This is a genomic window from Streptomyces antnestii, assembly GCF_004005495.1.
Taxonomy (GTDB): domain Bacteria; phylum Actinomycetota; class Actinomycetes; order Streptomycetales; family Streptomycetaceae; genus Streptomyces; species Streptomyces antnestii.
In genome coordinates, this window is sequence record NZ_RZYA01000003.1 from 143,262 (window position 1) to 159,916 (window position 16,655).

Genomic DNA, 16,655 nt, shown 5'->3' on the forward strand with positions numbered 1-16,655 from the left:
GGCCTCCTACGCCGCGACCAGGTACGAGAACACGGACTCGAGGGACTCGTCGGACGGCGAGACCGTGAGCAGTCTGATGCCGTGGGCCTTGGCGACCCGGGGCAGCAGGGTGGTGAACCGGCCGAAGTCGACGGCCTGGACGCGCAGCGCGTCCTCCTTGAGGTCGACCTCGATGCCCGCGGTGGACGGGTCCGCGATCAGCGCGGCTGCGAGGGCGCGGTCGTCGCTGGAGCGGATGAGGTAGCGGTGCGGGCGGTCGGTCATCAGGCGGCGGATCTTGCGGAAGTCGCCGCCCGCCGCGTGGCGCCCGGCGACGATCACCTCGATGTGGGAGGCGAGTTGCTCGACCTCTTCAAGGATGTGGGACGAGAAGAGGACGGTGCGGCCCTCGGCGCCCATGCGGCGCAGGAGGTCCATGAGCTGCATACGCTGACGCGGGTCCATGCCGTTGAACGGCTCGTCGAGCAGCAGCACGGACGGCTCGTGCACGAGGGCGGACGCCATCTTCACGCGCTGCCGCATGCCCTTGGAGTACGTCGAGATCTTGCGGTCCTGCGCGTACTCCATCTCGACCGTGGCCAGCGCCTTCTGCGCCTCGCGCGGGCCGAGGCCCTGCAACTCGGCGTTGGCGATGACGAATTCGCGGCCGGTGAGGAAGTCGTACATCGCCTCGCGCTCGGGGACGATGCCGATGTGGCGGTAGATCTGTTCGTTGCGCCAGATCGGCTCGCCGTCGAGGGTGACGGTCCCGTTCGACGGGGACAGGAAGCCGCCCATCATGTTGATGAGGGTGGACTTTCCCGCGCCGTTCGGACCGAGGAGGCCGGTGACGCCGGGGCCGATCGTCATCGTGATGTCGTTGACCGCCACCACGTTGCCGAACCAGCGCGATACGTGGTCGATGTTGATCGTGGTCACAGTCCGACCTTCCGGTAGCGGCGCATCAGGAGCGCGTAGGAGCCCGCGATGAGGCCGAGCACGACGAGCAGGTAGACGACGCCCTGGCCGGTGGAGGGGCCGTGTCCGCCGGGGAAGGCGGAGGTGGCGCCCAGGAAGGCGGTCTGCACGCCGTCGATGAGGGTGACCGGTGAGAAGAGGCCGAGCCAGGTGATCGCGCCGCTGTTGTCCTGCGCGTCCGCGATGGCCTGGACGGTGGAGACCGCTCCGTAGGAGATGGTCATGACGGCGATGACGGCGGCGATACCGAATCCGCGGCGCGGCGTGACCGCCGAGACGACGAGCCCGATACCGGCGAAGAGCAGCGAGAGCAGAGCCACGGAAACCAGTCCCTGGGCGAATCCCTTGGTCTGTTCGGCGAAGTCGAGCTTGGCGAGGAGCGCGCCCACGTAGAGCACGATCAGCGGGGCGGCCGTGAGGGCGAAGAGGGCGGACGTCATGGCCGCGTACTTCGCCAGTACGTAGTCACCGCGCTCGATGGGGCGCGAGAAGTACAGGGGGATCGACTTGAAGCGCAGGTCGCGCGAGACGGACTGGGGTGCCTGGGAGGCGAGATAGAGCCCGACGACGGCCTGGAGGAGGATCGCGTAGCGCGTGTAGTCGACGGGCAGGTCCTTCATCTTGGTGGTGACGGCGACCGCGACCATGATCAGGGCGGGCACGCACATCACTACGAAGAGCAGCATCGGCAGCACTTTGGACTTGGCCGAGCGGCCGAGGCCGTAGGCGCCGCGCAGGCTCTGGGAGAAGAGCGAGCGGCGGGCGTAGGCGCGGCCCAGGCGCGGGCCGTCGTAGTGGCGATAGCCGATGTTGTGGATCCGGGTCTGCTCACCGGCGGGGGTGAGGGACTGCTCAACCGCCATGGGTGACCGCCTCCTTCCGCTCGATGTCCGTCTCTGAGCGGAAGACCTCCGCGATGTGGTGTCTGCGCTGCTCCATGCGGACGAGTCCGAGGCCGAGGTCGGCCACGATGTCGCGCACCAGGTCGTAGGTGTCGTTCCTCTGGGTGGTGATCAGCACCGTGTGGCCGGCGCCGGGCAGCTCGCCGCCGGTCGTGGTCTCGATGCCGCGCCCGGCGAACGCCTCACGCAACGCGCGCGTGCCGTCCGGGTGTTCGTCGGAGTCCGTGACCTCGATGGCCAGGGTCGTCGTCGTCTGCGTGAAGTCCGTGGTGGAGCTGGAGCGCAGGAGCTTTCCGCCGTCGACCACGACGACGTGGTCGCAGGTGCGCTCCAGCTCACCGAGGAGATGCGAGGTGACGAGGACCGAGATGCCGAAGTCGGAGTGGACGCGGCGGATCAGGTCGAGCATGTCGTCGCGGCCGACCGGGTCCAGACCGTTCGTCGGCTCGTCGAGGAAGACGAGCTGCGGGTCGTGGACGAGCGCCTGCGCGAGCTTCACGCGCTGCTTCATGCCCGTCGAGTAGCCGCCGATCGGCCGGTAGCGCTCTTCGTAGAGGCCGACGTGGCGGAGGGTGTCGGCGGTGCGCTCGCGGGCCGCGGTGGGCGGCAGGCCCGACATGCGCGCCATGTGGACGACGAACTCGGTGGCCGAGACGTCGGGCGGCAGGCAGTCGTGCTCCGGCATGTACCCGACGCGCTCGCGGATGGCGGCGCCCTCGGTGGCCACGTCGAGGCCGAGCACGGCGGCGCGGCCCTCGGTGGCGGGGGACAGACCCAGCAGGATCTTGATCAGTGTGGACTTGCCGGCTCCATTGGCTCCGACGAGTCCCGTCACACCGGGCCCGATGTCCATGGAGAGCCGGTCAAGCGCGGTCACCCGGGGGAACCGCTTGCTCAGGCTTTCGGTCGCGATCACAGTCACGTTTCGAAGGTAGTGGCGCAGACCACACCAGTCGTCAGACCAGGGGGTTGGACCGGTCTCAGACTGGAGTACTACGGGTCCCTAGGGGTTCGTCCCCAGGTCGCCCTCCGTGACTTCCCGGAGTTTTCCACAGGCGTCCCCGCACACCCCTTGACGCAGCCGCCAACCATTGTCACATTCATCAGTGTCAAGTTACGAGCGCGTACGGCAACGGACCGGACACGGACGGACGGTGGCATGACCTCAGCAGTGGTACGTGAACTCTCCGCGGAGCTGCGGGGGTTCAGAGAAGTCCAGTCCCTCGCGTACGAGTGCGCGGAGGCGGTCGCGGCGCGGCTCGAACCGGGCGTGACGGAGCGGGAGGCCGCCCGCATGCAGCGGGAGTGGCTGCGGGAGCGCGGCGTGCGCGACTGGTTCCATCTGCCGTTCGCCTGGTTCGGCGACCGCACGGCGTTCGCCGGCTTCCGGATCCCGCTCCAGTTCTTCCCGACGAACCGGAAGCTGGAGGCGGGGATGCCGTTCATCCTCGACATGGCCCCGGTCTATAAGGGATACACGGCGGACATCGGCTACTCCGGCTCCCTCGGCCCCAATCCCGTGCAGGACAAGCTGCTCGCCGACCTCGAGGCGCACCGCGAGCTGATCGTCCGGGAGGTGCGCGAGCGCCGCTCCCTGCGGGAGATCTACGAGGACGTGGACCGGCTCATGGTCCGCCAGGGGTATGCGAACCGGCATCGCGCGTACCCGTTCGGGGTCATCGCGCACAAGGTGGACCGGGTCAAGGAGCGCCGGCTGACCCCGACACTGTTCGGCTTCGGCACGCAGTCCCTGAAGGGGCTGGCGAGCGACGCGATCCACGGGCACCGGGACGGCTGGTCCCCGCTGTGGTCGCCGTACAAGTTCTCCGACCACCCCCCGAAGCCGGGCCTGTGGGCGGTGGAGCCGCACCTCGGCTTCCGGGGTACGGGCGCGAAGTTCGAGGAGATCCTGGTCGTCACCGACTCCAAGGACCCCGAGCAGAGCGCGTTCTGGCTGGACGACGATCTGCCGCACGTGCGGCGCTGGGCGGAGGGCATCTGATGGCGGGACTCAAGGGGCTGGCCGGCGCGCGGGAGCGCTGGGTGAGCACGGGCGGGATCGAGCTGTGCGTGGCCGAGCTGGGCGACCCGTCCCGGCCGACCGTGCTGCTCGTGCACGGTTACCCGGACTCCAAGGAGGTCTGGTCGGAGGTCGCCGAGCGGCTCGCGGACCAGTTCCATGTGGTCCTGTACGACGTGCGGGGGCACGGCAGATCGACGGCGCCGACACCGCTGCGCGGCGGGTTCACGCTGGAGAAGCTCACGGACGACTTCCTCGCGGTCGCCGACGCGGTGAGCCCCGACCGGCCGGTCCATCTGGTCGGCCACGACTGGGGTTCGGTGCAGTCCTGGGAGTTCGCCACGGTCAAGCGCACCGAGGGCAGGATCGCCTCTTTCACGTCGATGTCCGGCCCGTCCCTCGACCACTTCGGGCACTGGATCAAGAAGCGCATGGCCCGGCCCACGCCCCGCAGGGTCGGCCAGCTGCTCGGCCAGGGCGCCAAGTCCTGGTACGTGTACATGCTGCACACGCCCGTACTGCCCGAGCTCGCCTGGCGGGGGCCGCTCGGCAAGCGCTGGCCGAAGATCCTGGAGCGCGTGGAGAAGGTCCCGGCGGGCGACTATCCGACGCCCTCCCTCCCCTCGGACGCCGCCCACGGCGCCTGGCTCTACCGGGACAACGTGCGCTCGCGGCTGAGCAGGCCCCGCGCGGACGCGTACGCGCACGTGCCCGTACAGCTCGTCCTGCCGCTCGGCGACATCTTCCTGTCCGAGCACCTCTACGACGAACTGGAGCTGTGGGCACCGCAGTTGGTGCGCCGCACGCTGCCGGCCAAGCACTGGGTGCCGCGCACGCGGCCCGACCAACTGGCCGCGTGGATCACCGAGTTCGTCCTGGCGAACGAGGAGCGGGAGGCGGGCCTGCCCGTACAGCGCACGGCGGCCACTGGCAAGCACGCCGACCGGTTCGGCGGCCAGCTCGTCCTGGTCACGGGCGCGGGCAGCGGGATCGGGCGGGCCACGGCCTTCGCGTTCGCCGAGGCCGGCGCGCGCGTGGTGGCCGTCGACCGGGACGCCGAGAGCGCGGCCCGCACCGCCGAGATGGCCCAGCTCATCGGTGCCCCTCAGGCGTGGGCCGAGACCGTCGACGTCTCGGACGAGCAGGCCATGGAGAAGCTCGCCGAGAAGGTCGCCGCGGAGTACGGGGTCGTCGACGTCCTGGTGAACAACGCGGGCATCGGCCTGTCCGGGTCGTTCTTCGACACCTCGGCGGAGGACTGGAAGAAGGTCCTCGACGTCAATCTGTGGGGCGTCATCCACGGTTGCCGTCTCTTCGGCAAGCAGATGGCCGAGCGCGGCCAGGGCGGCCACATCGTGAACACGGCGTCCGCCGCCGCGTTCCAGCCGTCCAAGGCGCTGCCCGCCTACAGCACGTCTAAGGCGGCCGTCCTCATGCTCAGCGAGTGCCTGCGGGCCGAGCTGGCGGGCCAGGGGATCGGGGTCTCGGCGATCTGCCCCGGCCTCGTGAACACGAACATCACGGCGACCGCCCGCTTCGCCGGGGTCGACGCCGAGGAGGAGAAGCGCCGCCAGAAGAAGTCCACCCGTCTGTACGGCCTGCGCAACTACCCGCCGGAGAAGGTCGCCGACGCGATCCTCACGGCCGTCGTCCGCAACCAGGCGGTCGTCCCCGTCACGCCCGAGGCGCGCGGCGCCCACCTGATGTCCCGCTTCACTCCCCGGGCCCTGCGCGCCATCGCACGGATGGAGCCGCCGTTGTGATCACGGAGAGGCCGGACGGGGCCGCCGGCGACGGGGCGTGAGTACGGGGCCTCGGTGCGGGGTCTGAGTGCGCAGCCTTGGTGCGGGGCCTGGGTGCGGCCGTCCCCCGTCCGTCGGGACCCGGGTAGGGCATCCCGCGCCGGCGGGAGCCTGAGGTGGGCATCCCGCGCCGGCCGCGACGGTCGTACCATCCCTCGCAGGAGGGGGCGCCGCGCGGGGCCGTCCGGTGTCCGGCACGGTCGCCGGTGGCCGGGGCGACAGCGAGCGCGGTCGGCCGGGCCACTCATCCGTGGGCCGTACGCGGTCAGGGGGCGGTGACCGGCCGTCCCACACGGCACGGCAGAGGGGTGTGAAGGGTGACGGAGCAGGCTGTCGCCGAGTACCGGATCGAGGACCTGGCGCACCACAGCGGCGCCACGGTCCGCACTATCCGCGCCTATCAGGACCGCGGTCTGCTTCCCCGCCCCGAGCGGCGCGGCAGGGCCAACGTGTACGGGGACACGCACCTGGCCAGGCTGCGGCAGATCGCCGACCTCCTCGACCGCGGGTACACGCTCGCCTCGATCAAGGAACTGCTCGAGGCGTGGGACGCGGGACGCGGACTCGGGGGCGTGCTCGGTCTGGTCGCGGAGGTCGACGGGCCGTGGACCGACGAGAAGGCCGACCGGATCACCCGAGCCGAACTCGCGGCGCGCTTCGGCGGCAGCCGGGACGAGGCGGCGATCACCGACGCCGTCGCGCTCGGCATCCTGGAGCAGATCCCCGGCATCGACGACGAGTTCCTGGTACCGAGCCCCCAAGAGCTCGCTGTGGCGGCCGAGTTGCACGCGTCCGGCGTACCGCTGGCCGCCATCTCCACTCACCTACGGGAGTTGAGGGGCCAGATCGAGCACATCGCCACGCGTTTCCTGGAGTTCACGACCGAGCACGTCTTCGCCCGCTATCTCGGTCCGTTGCCGCCGACGGACGCGGAGGCGGCCGAGGCGGCCTCACTGGTGCGCAGGCTCCGGCCGCTCGCGCAGCAGTCTGTCGACGCCGAACTGGCCCGTGCCATGAAGCTGTTCGCCACTCGGCACCTCCACCGGCATCTGGCGGAGGGCCCGGTTGCGACTCCCGCCGAAGAGGCCCATTCGGTCGCCCTGCCTGCCGACACGATCCGGGCCGTACAGCGTCTTGTTGGCCCCGAGAGCGTCGCCGCGTTCATCACTGCGGCCGCCGAACGCGAAGTACAAGCACGGTCATTGGACGCAATGACCTCAAAACACCGCGATACAGACTGACTTGCCCAAAGGGTGTATAAAGACGGTGAGTTGTCCACAGAATCGCCAAATCCCCTGTGGATAACCGGACTTGGCTGTGGATCAAACCTACGAACAGAAAAATCACGTGCACGAGGAGTGAGACGCGCGCCACTCTGACGGGATGGATGAACGACGCACCATCAAGGTGTCGAAGTACCTCTCGAAGCACCTGCGCCACCAGCCGGAGCGGATCGGGCTGACCCTCGACGAGGGCGGCTGGGTCGAGATCGCGACGCTGCTCGCCGCGGCCGCGGCCCACGGCTTCCGCATCACCCGGGCCGAGCTCGACCAGGTCGTGGCCACCAACGACAAGCGGCGCTTCGCGATCGAGGGGACCCGGATCCGCGCCAGCCAGGGCCACACCGTCTCCGTCGACCTCGGGCTGCCCGAGGCGACCCCGCCCGCGCACCTGTACCACGGCACCGTCCCCGCGGCCCTCGACTCCATCCGCGCCGAGGGCCTGCGGCCCATGAGCCGGCACGCCGTCCATCTCTCGCCCGACCGCGAGACCGCCACCCGCGTCGGCGCGCGGCGCGGCCGCCATGTCGTCCTGACCGTCGACGCGGCCGCGATGCACCGCGACGGCCACACGTTCCGCGTCAGCGCCAACGGAGTCTGGCTCACGGACGCCGTCCCACCCCGCTACCTGCGGTTTCGCGACTGAGGACCGGCCACCCCCGCCTCAAGCCCAGCCTCGTCCCCCGGCCTCATCCCCCGCCCTCATCTCCCGGCCTCGTCACGGAGCCGCCCCGTGCCGCGCCGGGCGGCGCTTAGGCTCGGGGACATGAGCGATCAGCCCCGTCAGTCCACTCCCACCCTGCGTCTGAGCACCGTGATCCTGCCCTACCGCCGCTGGCACGAGGGCAGCCGTGCCGCGTGGCAGCGCGCCGAGGAGCTGGGCTTCCACACCGCGTACACCTACGACCACCTGGCCTGGCGGACCTTCCGCGACGGCCCGTGGTTCGGCGCCGTACCGACGCTGACCGCCGCCGCGTCCGTCACGGAACGGATGCGCCTCGGCACGCTCGTCACCTCGCCGAACTTCCGGCATCCCGTCACCCTCGCCAAGGAACTGATCTCCCTCGACGACATCTCGGGCGGCCGCATCACCCTCGGCATCGGCGCGGGAGGCAACGGCTTCGACGCGACGACGCTCCTCAGGGCCGGCGAGGAGCCGTGGACCCCGCGCGAACGCGCCGACCACTTCGCCGAGTTCGTACCGCTCCTCGACCGGCTGCTGAGCGAGGACTCGGTGACGCACGAAGGCACGTTCTACTCGGCGCGGGAGGCGCGGAACATTCCTGGCTGCGTGCAGCGGCCCCGGCTGCCCTTCGCGGTGGCGGCCACGGGACCGCGCGGGCTGAAGCTGGCCGCCCGGCACGGACAGGCGTGGGTGACGACGGGTGACCCGAAGCTCTTCGAGTCGGGCACCCCCGAGGAATCGATTCAGGCCATTCGCGGACAGGCCGGGAAGCTCGCCGACGCCTGCGCCGAGATCGGCCGGGACGCCGCCGGGCTCGACAAGATCCTCCTCACCGGGTTCACCCCGGACCGCGGCCGTCCGCTGGAGTCCGTGGACGCCTTCGTCGACTTCGCCGGCAAGCACGCCGCCTTGGGCATCACCGAGATCGTGATCCACTGGCCCGTCCCCGACTCGGAGTTCGCCGCTGACCAGAAGGTCTTCGAGAGCATCGCCACGGAGGCCCTCGCCCAGCTCGGCTGAGCCCGGATCAACCCGGCGAAAACGGCGGGGCGCGGGAGCCGGGACCGTACGCACGCGGGCGCCGGGACCGTACTCATCTGCGCGCCCCGCCGCACGCCCGTGCGCGCATATGCGGGACAATAGGGCGGTGACCTCACCCACTCCTCGGCCCTGGACCCCGGCCGCCAACGCCCCCGCGCCCCGGCTCGTCGCCACGGATCTGGACGGCACGCTGCTGCGCGACGACAAGTCCGTCTCACCGCGGACGGTCGCCGCGCTCGCCGCGGCCGAGAAGGCGGGCATCGAGGTGTTCTTCGTGACCGGCCGGCCCGCCCGCTGGATGGACGTCGTCAGCGACCACGTGCACGGCCACGGCCTGGCGATCTGCGGGAACGGCGCGGCCGTCGTGGACCTGCACGGAGGCCCCGGCCGCCACCGGTTCGTCAAGGTCAGGGAGCTCACTCCCGAGACCGCCCTGGACGTCGTGCACATCCTGCGCGCTGCCGCGCCCGGCACGTCCTTCGCGGTCGAGCGGACCGGAGGCCTCCACCACGAGCCGACGTATCCGCCGCTGCACGTGGAGCCCGGCGAGAGCGTCGCCGCCGCCGAGAAGCTTCTCGCCGACGGTTCGCCCTGTGCCGACCAGCCCGTACTCAAGCTGCTCGCGCACCACGCCGAACTCGCCCCCGACGAGTTCCTGGCCCTGGCCCGCGCGGCCGTGGGCGACCGCGCGTCCATCACCCGCTCCAGCCCCAGCGCGCTCCTGGAGATCAGCGGCCCCGGCGTCTCCAAGGCCAGCACCCTCGCGCTGTGCTGCGCCGAGCGGGGCATCGACGCGGCCGAGGTCGTCGCCTTCGGGGACATGCCCAACGACATGGAGATGCTCGCCTGGGCGGGCACCTCGTTCGCGATGGGCAACGCGCACCCCGATGTCCTGGCCGCCGCGTCGGGCCACACCGTGGCCAACAACGAGGACGGCGTGGCCGCGGTCATCGAGCAGATCCTGGCGGCGCGGGGGCCCTCCGGTGAGGACTCCCCGGACCCCGGCGACCGCACTCCGGGTACGCCTGAATCGAAGTAGAAGAAACGGTCCTTCGGACGCTCCCTCACGCCGCCGCGTGGACAGTCCCTCACGCCGTCCGCCTCCTATAGAGCGCCCCGCTCGGCGAGCCACGGCACCGGGTCGATCCCCGACCCGAGGTACGGCGTGAGGCGGACCTCGAAGTGCAGGTGCGGTCCCGTCGAGTTACCGCTCGTCCCCGACTGGCCGATCCACTGCCCGGTACGCACCTGCTCGCCCTGGTCGACCGTGACGGCGGCCAGGTGCGCGTACTGCGTGTAGTAGCCGCCCGGGTGGCTCACGACGATCTCGATGCCGAAGGCGCCGCCGCAGGACACGCTCACCACGCGGCCCTCCCCGACCGCCCGTACCGGCGTCCCGATGTCGACCGCGAAGTCCTGCCCGGTGTGCCGGTGCGCCCAGTGTTCACCCGCGCTGTCGAAGCCCGCCGACAACTCGTAGTGCTCCACGGGCGGCACCCACGCGCGCGTAGAGGGCGTTTCGGGCTGGTCCAGACGCGCCGCGCCCCGGCACTTTCCGGCGGCCACGGACTGGTCGGCCTCGCCCTGCAGCTGCCACTGGGCCGCCTTGAGCTTGTCCTCGATCCCCTGCTTCAGGAAGGCGAGTCGGACGTTGTGCGCCTCCACGGAACGACGGGTGGCGTCCGCCGCTCGCTGGTCGGCGGCGAGCTTGCGCTCTGCCCGGCTGCTCTTGGCGACCGCGTTGTTCACGGCCAGATCTGCCTGCCACAGGACGCGCTGACCTCGCATCAGGTCCTCCGGGCTGTCGGCGAGCAGCATCTGGGCGGCAAGCGGGACGTCGCCGCCGCTGCGGTACTGGGCCCGCGCGATCCGGCCCAGATCGTCATGGAGCGCGGAGATCTGCCGGCGCTCGCGGACGAGGAGCTGCTCCAGCCTGTCCGCCCTGGCCTGTTGTACCGCGGCCTTGCGCTGCCCCTCCTCGTAGCGCTGGGTGGCCGCGGACGCCTCCTCGTAGAGCTGCGCCACCTCGGCGCTCGTACCGGCTCCCTCGGCCCCCTCGGAACCTTCGGAGGCCTCGGTACGGGGGCCGGCGAACGCGGCGAGCGTGCACAGCAGGACGGCCGGTACGACAAGAGGACGAATACGGCGTTGGCGCATGTCTGGGATCGTTGTCGCATGCCTACGGAGGCGGCCTGTTGAACTCGTACGCCTGGGGGAGCCGGTGCCCCGGACGGCGCAGACCCGTACCGCCGAACAGGGCGGCCTTCGTAGGGACGCTCATTGAGGTGCTTGCCGGGCTCCCTCGGTGTGGCGCTTGCCAGGCGCCACCACCTCAGCGTCGTACTTGCCGGACGCCCTCAGTGTCGTGCTTGCCAGGCGCCCTCAGTGTGGTGCCTGCCAGACCACTGTCGTGCCGCCCCCGTCCTCGCCGATGCCCGGCCCGTACCAGCTGTCGCCGCCCAGGGACTCGGCCCGCCGCTTGAGGTTCTTCAGGCCGCTGCGCCGGCCGCCCTCGGGGATGCCCACACCGTCGTCGGCGACCGTGAGGCGGACCCCGTGCTGCCCGTCGGCAAGCGGGGCGGTCGCGTCGACGACCACGTCGATACGGGCGGCCTCCGCGTGCCGGAACGCGTTGGACAGGGCCTCCCTCAGGGCTGCGATGAGGTTCTTGCCGGTGAGTTCGCCGACCAGGCTGTCCACGGCGCCGACGAAGTGGTGCGTGGGCTTGAAGCCGAGCGGCACGGCCGCCATGTTGATCTCGCGCAGCACGCGCGTGCGCAGCCCCGACGGGGCTTCGGCGGGCCCCTGTTGGAGCGCGAAGATGGCCGTGCGGATCTCCTGGATGGTGACGTCCAGCTCGTCCACGGCCTTGCCGACCCCGAGCCGCACCTCGGGCACGACGGACCTGCGCTGGGCGCTCTCCAGCATCATCCCGGTGGCGAACAGGCGTTGGATGACGAGGTCGTGCAGGTCACGGGCGATCCGGTCACGGTCCTCGTACACCGCGAGCCTCTCCCGGTCGCGCTGCGCCTCCGCCATCATCAGCGCGAGCGCGGCCTGCGAGGCGAACTGGGCGGCGAGCGTCCGCTCCGTGTCGGTGAAGGGCCGTTCGCCACGCGCGCGTGGTGTCACGAGGGTGCCGAGGACACGGCCGTCGCTCTGCAGGGGCAGCATCATGGCCGGCCCGAAGTCACGTGCGAGGCGGGTCATGATGCGCGGGTCGGTGGACGCGTCGTCGACGAACACCGCCGCGCCGCCCAGGAGTTCGGCGACGATCTCGCTCTCGGCCGGGATGATCACGCCCATGGCCTGCGACGGCTTGTCCGACGACACGGCCACGATCTCCATGCCGCCCTCCTCCGCGGGCAGCAGCACGATGCCGGCCGCCGAGCCGGACAGGTGCCTGGCCTGCTCGGCGACGACCTGGAGGGCCTCCTCCGCGTCGCCGCCCGACAGCAGGGCGGTGGTGACGGCCACCGATCCGTCGATCCACCGCTCGCGCTGCCTGGCTGCCTCGTACAGGCGCGCGTTGCCGATGGCGATCCCGGCTTCCGTGGCGAGGACGCGGACCATGTTCAGGTCGTAGTCGCTGAACTCGGCCCCGCCACGCTTCTCCGTCAGATAGAGGTTGCCGAAAATCTCGCCCTGGACGCGGATGGGGACGCCCAGGAAGGTCCGCATCGGCGGGTGGTGGGCGGGAAAACCGCAGGAGCGGGGGTCGTCGGCCAGGTCGGCGAGACGCAGCGGGTCCGGTTCGTGGATGAGCGCGCCGAGGAGTCCGCGATGGCCGTCGGGCAGCCGTCCGATGCGCGTCGCCGTCTCCTCGTGCACCCCGTGATAGACGAAGTCGGAGAGCCCCTCCCCGTCCTCGGCGACGACGCCGATGGCCGCGTACCGGGCGTCAGCGAGCTCGGCGGCCGTCTCACAGATGCGGTCGAGGGTGGAGTGGAGTTCCGGACCGGTCCCTACGGAGCGCATCGCTTCGAGCAGTTGCGGCACCCGCGCGGTCAGCTCGGCGGACAGCCCCTGGAGCCCACGCGTCGCCCGCGTCGCCACCTCCAGGGCGTCGGAGGAATCGCCGGAGGAGGGGGAGGTGGCGGCCGCGGGGGACGAGTCCCGGGCGCCGTCGGGCGGGGGAACGGCGCCGGGTGCCGGGGCTGCTGACATGCCTTGAGACTAGTTAGTCCTATTTGGCGAGGAAAGTCAGGCTTACTCGTCGCCCACCGGCGCAGGGCTTCACAGGTGGCTGACCCGCTGCCGCCACCAGCAGCTCCGCCTCCTGTTCGCGTTCCCGCATCGCCCGCAACGGCCCGTCCACGGCCACGAGCTCCGCGTACGCGCCGCGCTGCACCACCCGGCCCTCGTCGAGGACGATCACCTCGTCCACGGCCTCAAGCCCTGCCAGACGGTGCGTGATCAGGAGCGTCGTCCTGCCCTCGGTCGCGGACAGCAGGTCCGCGGTGAGCGCGTCCGCCGTCGGCAGGTCGAGGTGCTCGGCGGGCTCGTCGAGCACGAGAACGGGGAAGTCGGCGAGCAGCGCACGCGACAGGGCGAGCCGCTGCCGCTGCCCTCCGGACAGGCGCGCGCCATGTTCTCCGACGAGGGTGTCGAGCCCGTCGGGCAGCGAATCGGCCCACTCCAGGAGGCGGGCCGCGGCCAGGGCGTCGCGCAGTTCGTCGTCGGTGGCGTCCTTCTTCGCGAGCAGCAGATTCTCGCGCACCGAGCTGTCGAAGAGGTGCGCGTCCTGCGCGCAGAGCCCGACGAGCCTCCGCACAGCGTCCCCTTCGAGCCCGTACGCGTCGGCACCGGCCATCGTGTACGTCCCCTCACTCGCGTCCAGGAACCGCAGCAGGACTTGCGCGAGCGTCGTCTTGCCGGACCCGGACGGACCGACGACGGCGACCCGCCGGCCACGCTCGAGCGTCAGGTCGACCCCGTGGAGCGCGTCCCGGCCCTGCCCGTCGTGACGAGCGGCGAGACCGCGCACGCGGAGCGGGAAGGGCGTCTGCGGCGCCTGCGCGGGCGTCTCCGGCTCCCGTACGGGGTCCGGGGCGTCCAGGACCTCGTGGACGCGCTCGGCGCTCTTCTTGACCCGCTGGCGGTACTGGACCGCGAGCGGCAGGCCCATGACGGCCTCGAAGGCGGCCAGCGGCGTCAGGACGACCACAGCGAGTGCGACGCCGTCGAGGCGGCCCTCCCGCACGCCCTGCACCCCGGCGAGCGCGGCGCCGGCCACCGTGAGGCCGGTGATCAGCGCGGTCAGACCGTCGCCGAGCGCGGTGGCGGTGGCGGCGCGCGAGGCGATCCGCGTCAACACGGAGTCGGCGGCCTTCGCCTCGGCGGTGCGTGCGGGCAGGGCTCCGGAGACGGTCAGTTCGGCGGTGCCGGTGAGGAGTTCGGCCACGCGGGTGGCGAGCGTCCCGCGCGTGGGGGCCAGCCGGCGCTCGGCCCGTCGGGCGACCGCTCCGGAGAGCAGCGGTACGCCGACTCCCGCGAGGAGCAGTCCCGCGGCGAGCACCGCACCGGCGGCCGGCAGCATCCAGGCGGTGAACGCGACGGACGTGGCACCGACCACCGCGGCGGCCGACGCGGGGAGCAGCCAGCGCAGCCAGTAGTCCTGGAGGGCGTCCACGTCGGCGACGAGGCGGGAGAGCAGATCACCGCGGCGCGTCGTGCGCAGGCCCGCGGGCGCGAGCCGCTCCAGACGCCGGAACACGGCGACGCGGGTGTCCGCCAGCATGCGCAGCACGGCGTCGTGCGACACGAGCCGCTCGGCGTACCGGAAGCAGGCGCGGCCGATCCCGAAAGCGCGGGTCGCCGTGACGGCGACCATCAGGTACATCACGGGCGGCTGCTGCGAGGCCCGCGAGATGAGCCACCCGGACGTCGCCATGAGTCCCACGGCACTGCCGAGGGCGAGCGCTCCGAGCAGCAGCGCGAGAGCGAGCCGCCCCCGCCGCGCCCGGGCGACACCACGCACCCGCGCGAGCACACTCCGGTGCCCCTCCGCACGCACCCCGGAGGCAACGGATGCGTGACCGCCCTCTCCGTAGACAGCCGACTCCCGATTGCCCTCTCCGTAGACAGCCGACTCCTGCTTGCCTTCTACGTAGGCGACCGACTCCTGGCCGTCCTCTACGTAGACGGCCGACTCATAACCACCCTCTACGTAGTCGACCGGCCCCTGACCACCCTCCCCGAAAGCGCCCGCCCCCTGACCGCCCTCTACGTAGAGACCCGTTCCGACCGCGTCGCCCCGCCGCTCAGGTGCACGTTCCGCCGCAGCCCGCGCCGCAGGCACCCCACTCGGCGAGGACGGGGCCAGCCGCACCACCCGGTCGGCAACCGCCAGCAGCGCGGGCCGGTGCACGACAAGAAGCACGGTCCGCCCGACGGCGAGTCTCCGCACCGCCTCGACGATCCCCGCCTCGGTCCCGCCGTCGAGCGCGGCGGTCGGCTCGTCGAGCAGCACCACGGGCCGGTCGGCGAGGAACGCCCGTGCCAGAGCGAGCCGTTGCCGCTGCCCGGCGGAGAGCCCGGCCCCGTCCTCGCCGAGGAGAGTGCCCGCGCCGTCGGGCAGCGCGCGCACGAACTCCTGGGCCCCCGCCTCACGCAGCGCCGCCTCGACCTCCGCGGGCGACGCGTCGGGCCGCGCGAGCCGCACGTTGTCCGCGATCGACCCGGCGTACAGCTGTGGCCGCTGCGGCACCCAGGCCACGCGCGCGTGCCACGCCTCACGGTCGAGACCGGCGAGGTCGGCGCCCCCGACGAGGACCCGCCCCGCCTCGGGGCGGACGAACCCGAGCGCGGCGCTGAGGAGCGTCGACTTGCCCACGCCGCTGGGGCCGACGAGTGCCACCGTCTCCCCGGGCGCGACCTCGAAGCTGACGTCGCGGACAGCGGCATCGGAGCGACCGGGGTAGCGGACAGTCACTCCGTCGAAGGCGATCCCCAGCCCGGTGCCGCCGTCCGGCAGCGCGCCGGCGCCGGACGACGGCACCGGAGTCTCCAGGACGGCGAAGATCTCCTCCGCGGCGGCGAGCCCCTCGGCCGCCGCGTGGAACTGCGCCCCGACCTGCCGCAGCGGCAGATAGGCCTCGGGCGCGAGGACGAGGATGACGAGCCCCACGTAGAGGTCCATGTCGCCGTGCACCAGGCGCATGCCGATGGTCACGGCGACCAGGGCGACCGACAGGGTCGCGAGAAGTTCGAGGGCGAACGAGGACAGGAAGGCGATGCGCAGGGTCCGCATCGTGGCCTGCCGGTACTCGCCGGTGATCCTGCGGATCGACTCGGCCTGCGCCTTGGCCCGGCCGAACACCTTCAGCGTCGGCAGGCCCGCGACCACGTCCAGGAAGTGCCCGGACAGGCGGGACAGGAGCCGCCACTGACGGTCCATCCGGGACTGGGTGGCCCAGCCGATGAGGATCATGAAGACGGGGATCAGCGGCAGGGTGACGACGATGATCACCGCGGACACCCAGTCCTCGGTGACGATGCGGGCGAGCACCGCCACGGGCACCACCACGGCGAGCCCCAACTGCGGCAGATAGCGGGAGAAGTAGTCGTCGAGCGCGTCGACACCGCGCGTCGCGAGCGCCACCAGGGACCCGGTCCGCTGCCCGCTGAGCCACCCCGGGCCCAGTTGAGCCGCGCGCTCCAGGAGCCGTCCGCGCAACTCCGACTTGACCGCCGCGCTGGCCCGGTGAGCGGCCAGCTCGGTCAGCCAGGAGACCAGGCCGCGCCCGGCCGCCACCAGGGCCAGCAGCACGAGAGGTGTGCGTAGCGCGGAGACATCGAGGCCGTGCTCGAAGGCGCCCACCACCACCTCGGCGATGAGCATCGCCTGAGCGATGACCAGAGCCGCCCCGGCGACGCCGAGCACCACCACCGCGATCAGGAAGAGGCGAGTGGCCCTGGCGTACCGGAGCAGACGCTGGTCGATCGGTTTCACGTGAAACACACCCT

12 protein-coding genes are annotated in these 16,655 nt (G+C 71.7%); 6 read left to right on the top strand and 6 right to left on the bottom strand.

Annotated elements, in window-relative coordinates; translation table 11 throughout:
- Positions 1–6: 6 nt before the first annotated feature.
- Genes EOT10_RS08565 through EOT10_RS08575 form a run of 3 tightly spaced genes read right to left on the bottom strand, consistent with a single transcriptional unit; the run spans position 7 to position 2,775 of the window.
- A complete protein-coding gene (locus EOT10_RS08565) occupies positions 7–918 on the bottom strand; it encodes an ABC transporter ATP-binding protein (RefSeq protein ID WP_127827482.1) in 912 nt (303 codons plus the stop codon).
- Positions 915–1,820 carry an ABC transporter permease gene (locus EOT10_RS08570; protein WP_127827483.1) on the bottom strand — a complete coding sequence of 302 codons (906 nt, stop codon included), beginning with the start codon at positions 1,818–1,820 and terminating at the stop codon, positions 915–917. The genes EOT10_RS08565 and EOT10_RS08570 overlap by 4 nt, the downstream gene beginning before the upstream one ends.
- Positions 1,810–2,775, bottom strand: coding sequence for an ABC transporter ATP-binding protein (locus EOT10_RS08575; protein ID WP_127827818.1), 966 nt, complete (start codon positions 2,773–2,775; stop codon positions 1,810–1,812). The genes EOT10_RS08570 and EOT10_RS08575 overlap by 11 nt, the downstream gene beginning before the upstream one ends.
- Before the next feature lie 243 nt (positions 2,776–3,018).
- Here EOT10_RS08575 and EOT10_RS08580 point away from each other — a divergent pair, with 243 nt between their 5' ends.
- From EOT10_RS08580 to EOT10_RS08610, 6 genes are all read left to right on the top strand, one after another.
- Positions 3,019–3,861 carry a M24 family metallopeptidase gene (locus tag EOT10_RS08580; RefSeq protein ID WP_127827484.1) on the top strand — a complete coding sequence of 281 codons (843 nt, stop codon included), beginning with the start codon at positions 3,019–3,021 and terminating at the stop codon, positions 3,859–3,861.
- A complete protein-coding gene (locus tag EOT10_RS08585) occupies positions 3,861–5,642 on the top strand; it encodes an SDR family oxidoreductase (protein WP_127827485.1) in 1,782 nt (593 codons plus the stop codon). Before EOT10_RS08580 ends, EOT10_RS08585 begins: the two co-directional genes overlap by 1 nt.
- 356 nt (positions 5,643–5,998) lie before the next feature.
- The gene (locus tag EOT10_RS08595; RefSeq protein ID WP_127827487.1) at positions 5,999–6,922 is read left to right on the top strand and encodes a MerR family transcriptional regulator; all 924 of its coding nucleotides are present in this window, start codon (positions 5,999–6,001) and stop codon (positions 6,920–6,922) included.
- 142 nt (positions 6,923–7,064) lie between these two features.
- Entirely contained in the window at positions 7,065–7,607 is a 543-nt protein-coding gene (locus EOT10_RS08600; RefSeq protein ID WP_127827488.1) for an RNA 2'-phosphotransferase, read from the top strand.
- A gap of 120 nt (positions 7,608–7,727) precedes the next feature.
- A complete protein-coding gene (locus tag EOT10_RS08605) occupies positions 7,728–8,666 on the top strand; it encodes an LLM class flavin-dependent oxidoreductase (RefSeq protein WP_127827489.1) in 939 nt (312 codons plus the stop codon).
- A gap of 109 nt (positions 8,667–8,775) precedes the next feature.
- Positions 8,776–9,726 (top strand): Cof-type HAD-IIB family hydrolase, encoded by a 951-nt coding sequence (locus tag EOT10_RS08610; protein ID WP_127827490.1) that lies wholly within the window; start codon positions 8,776–8,778, stop codon positions 9,724–9,726.
- Positions 9,727–9,791: 65 nt separating this feature from the next.
- Here EOT10_RS08610 and EOT10_RS08615 read toward each other — a convergent pair whose 3' ends face one another.
- From EOT10_RS08615 to cydD, 3 genes are all read right to left on the bottom strand, one after another.
- Complete coding sequence (locus tag EOT10_RS08615; RefSeq protein WP_127827491.1) at positions 9,792–10,844, bottom strand: M23 family metallopeptidase; 1,053 nt, start codon at positions 10,842–10,844, stop codon at positions 9,792–9,794.
- A gap of 225 nt (positions 10,845–11,069) precedes the next feature.
- Entirely contained in the window at positions 11,070–12,854 is a 1,785-nt protein-coding gene (locus EOT10_RS08620; protein ID WP_127827492.1) for a sensor histidine kinase, read from the bottom strand.
- A 19-nt stretch (positions 12,855–12,873) separates the two neighbouring features.
- A complete protein-coding gene (cydD, locus tag EOT10_RS08625; RefSeq protein WP_127827493.1) occupies positions 12,874–16,641 on the bottom strand; it encodes a thiol reductant ABC exporter subunit CydD in 3,768 nt (1,255 codons plus the stop codon).
- Positions 16,642–16,655: the final 14 nt, after the last annotated feature.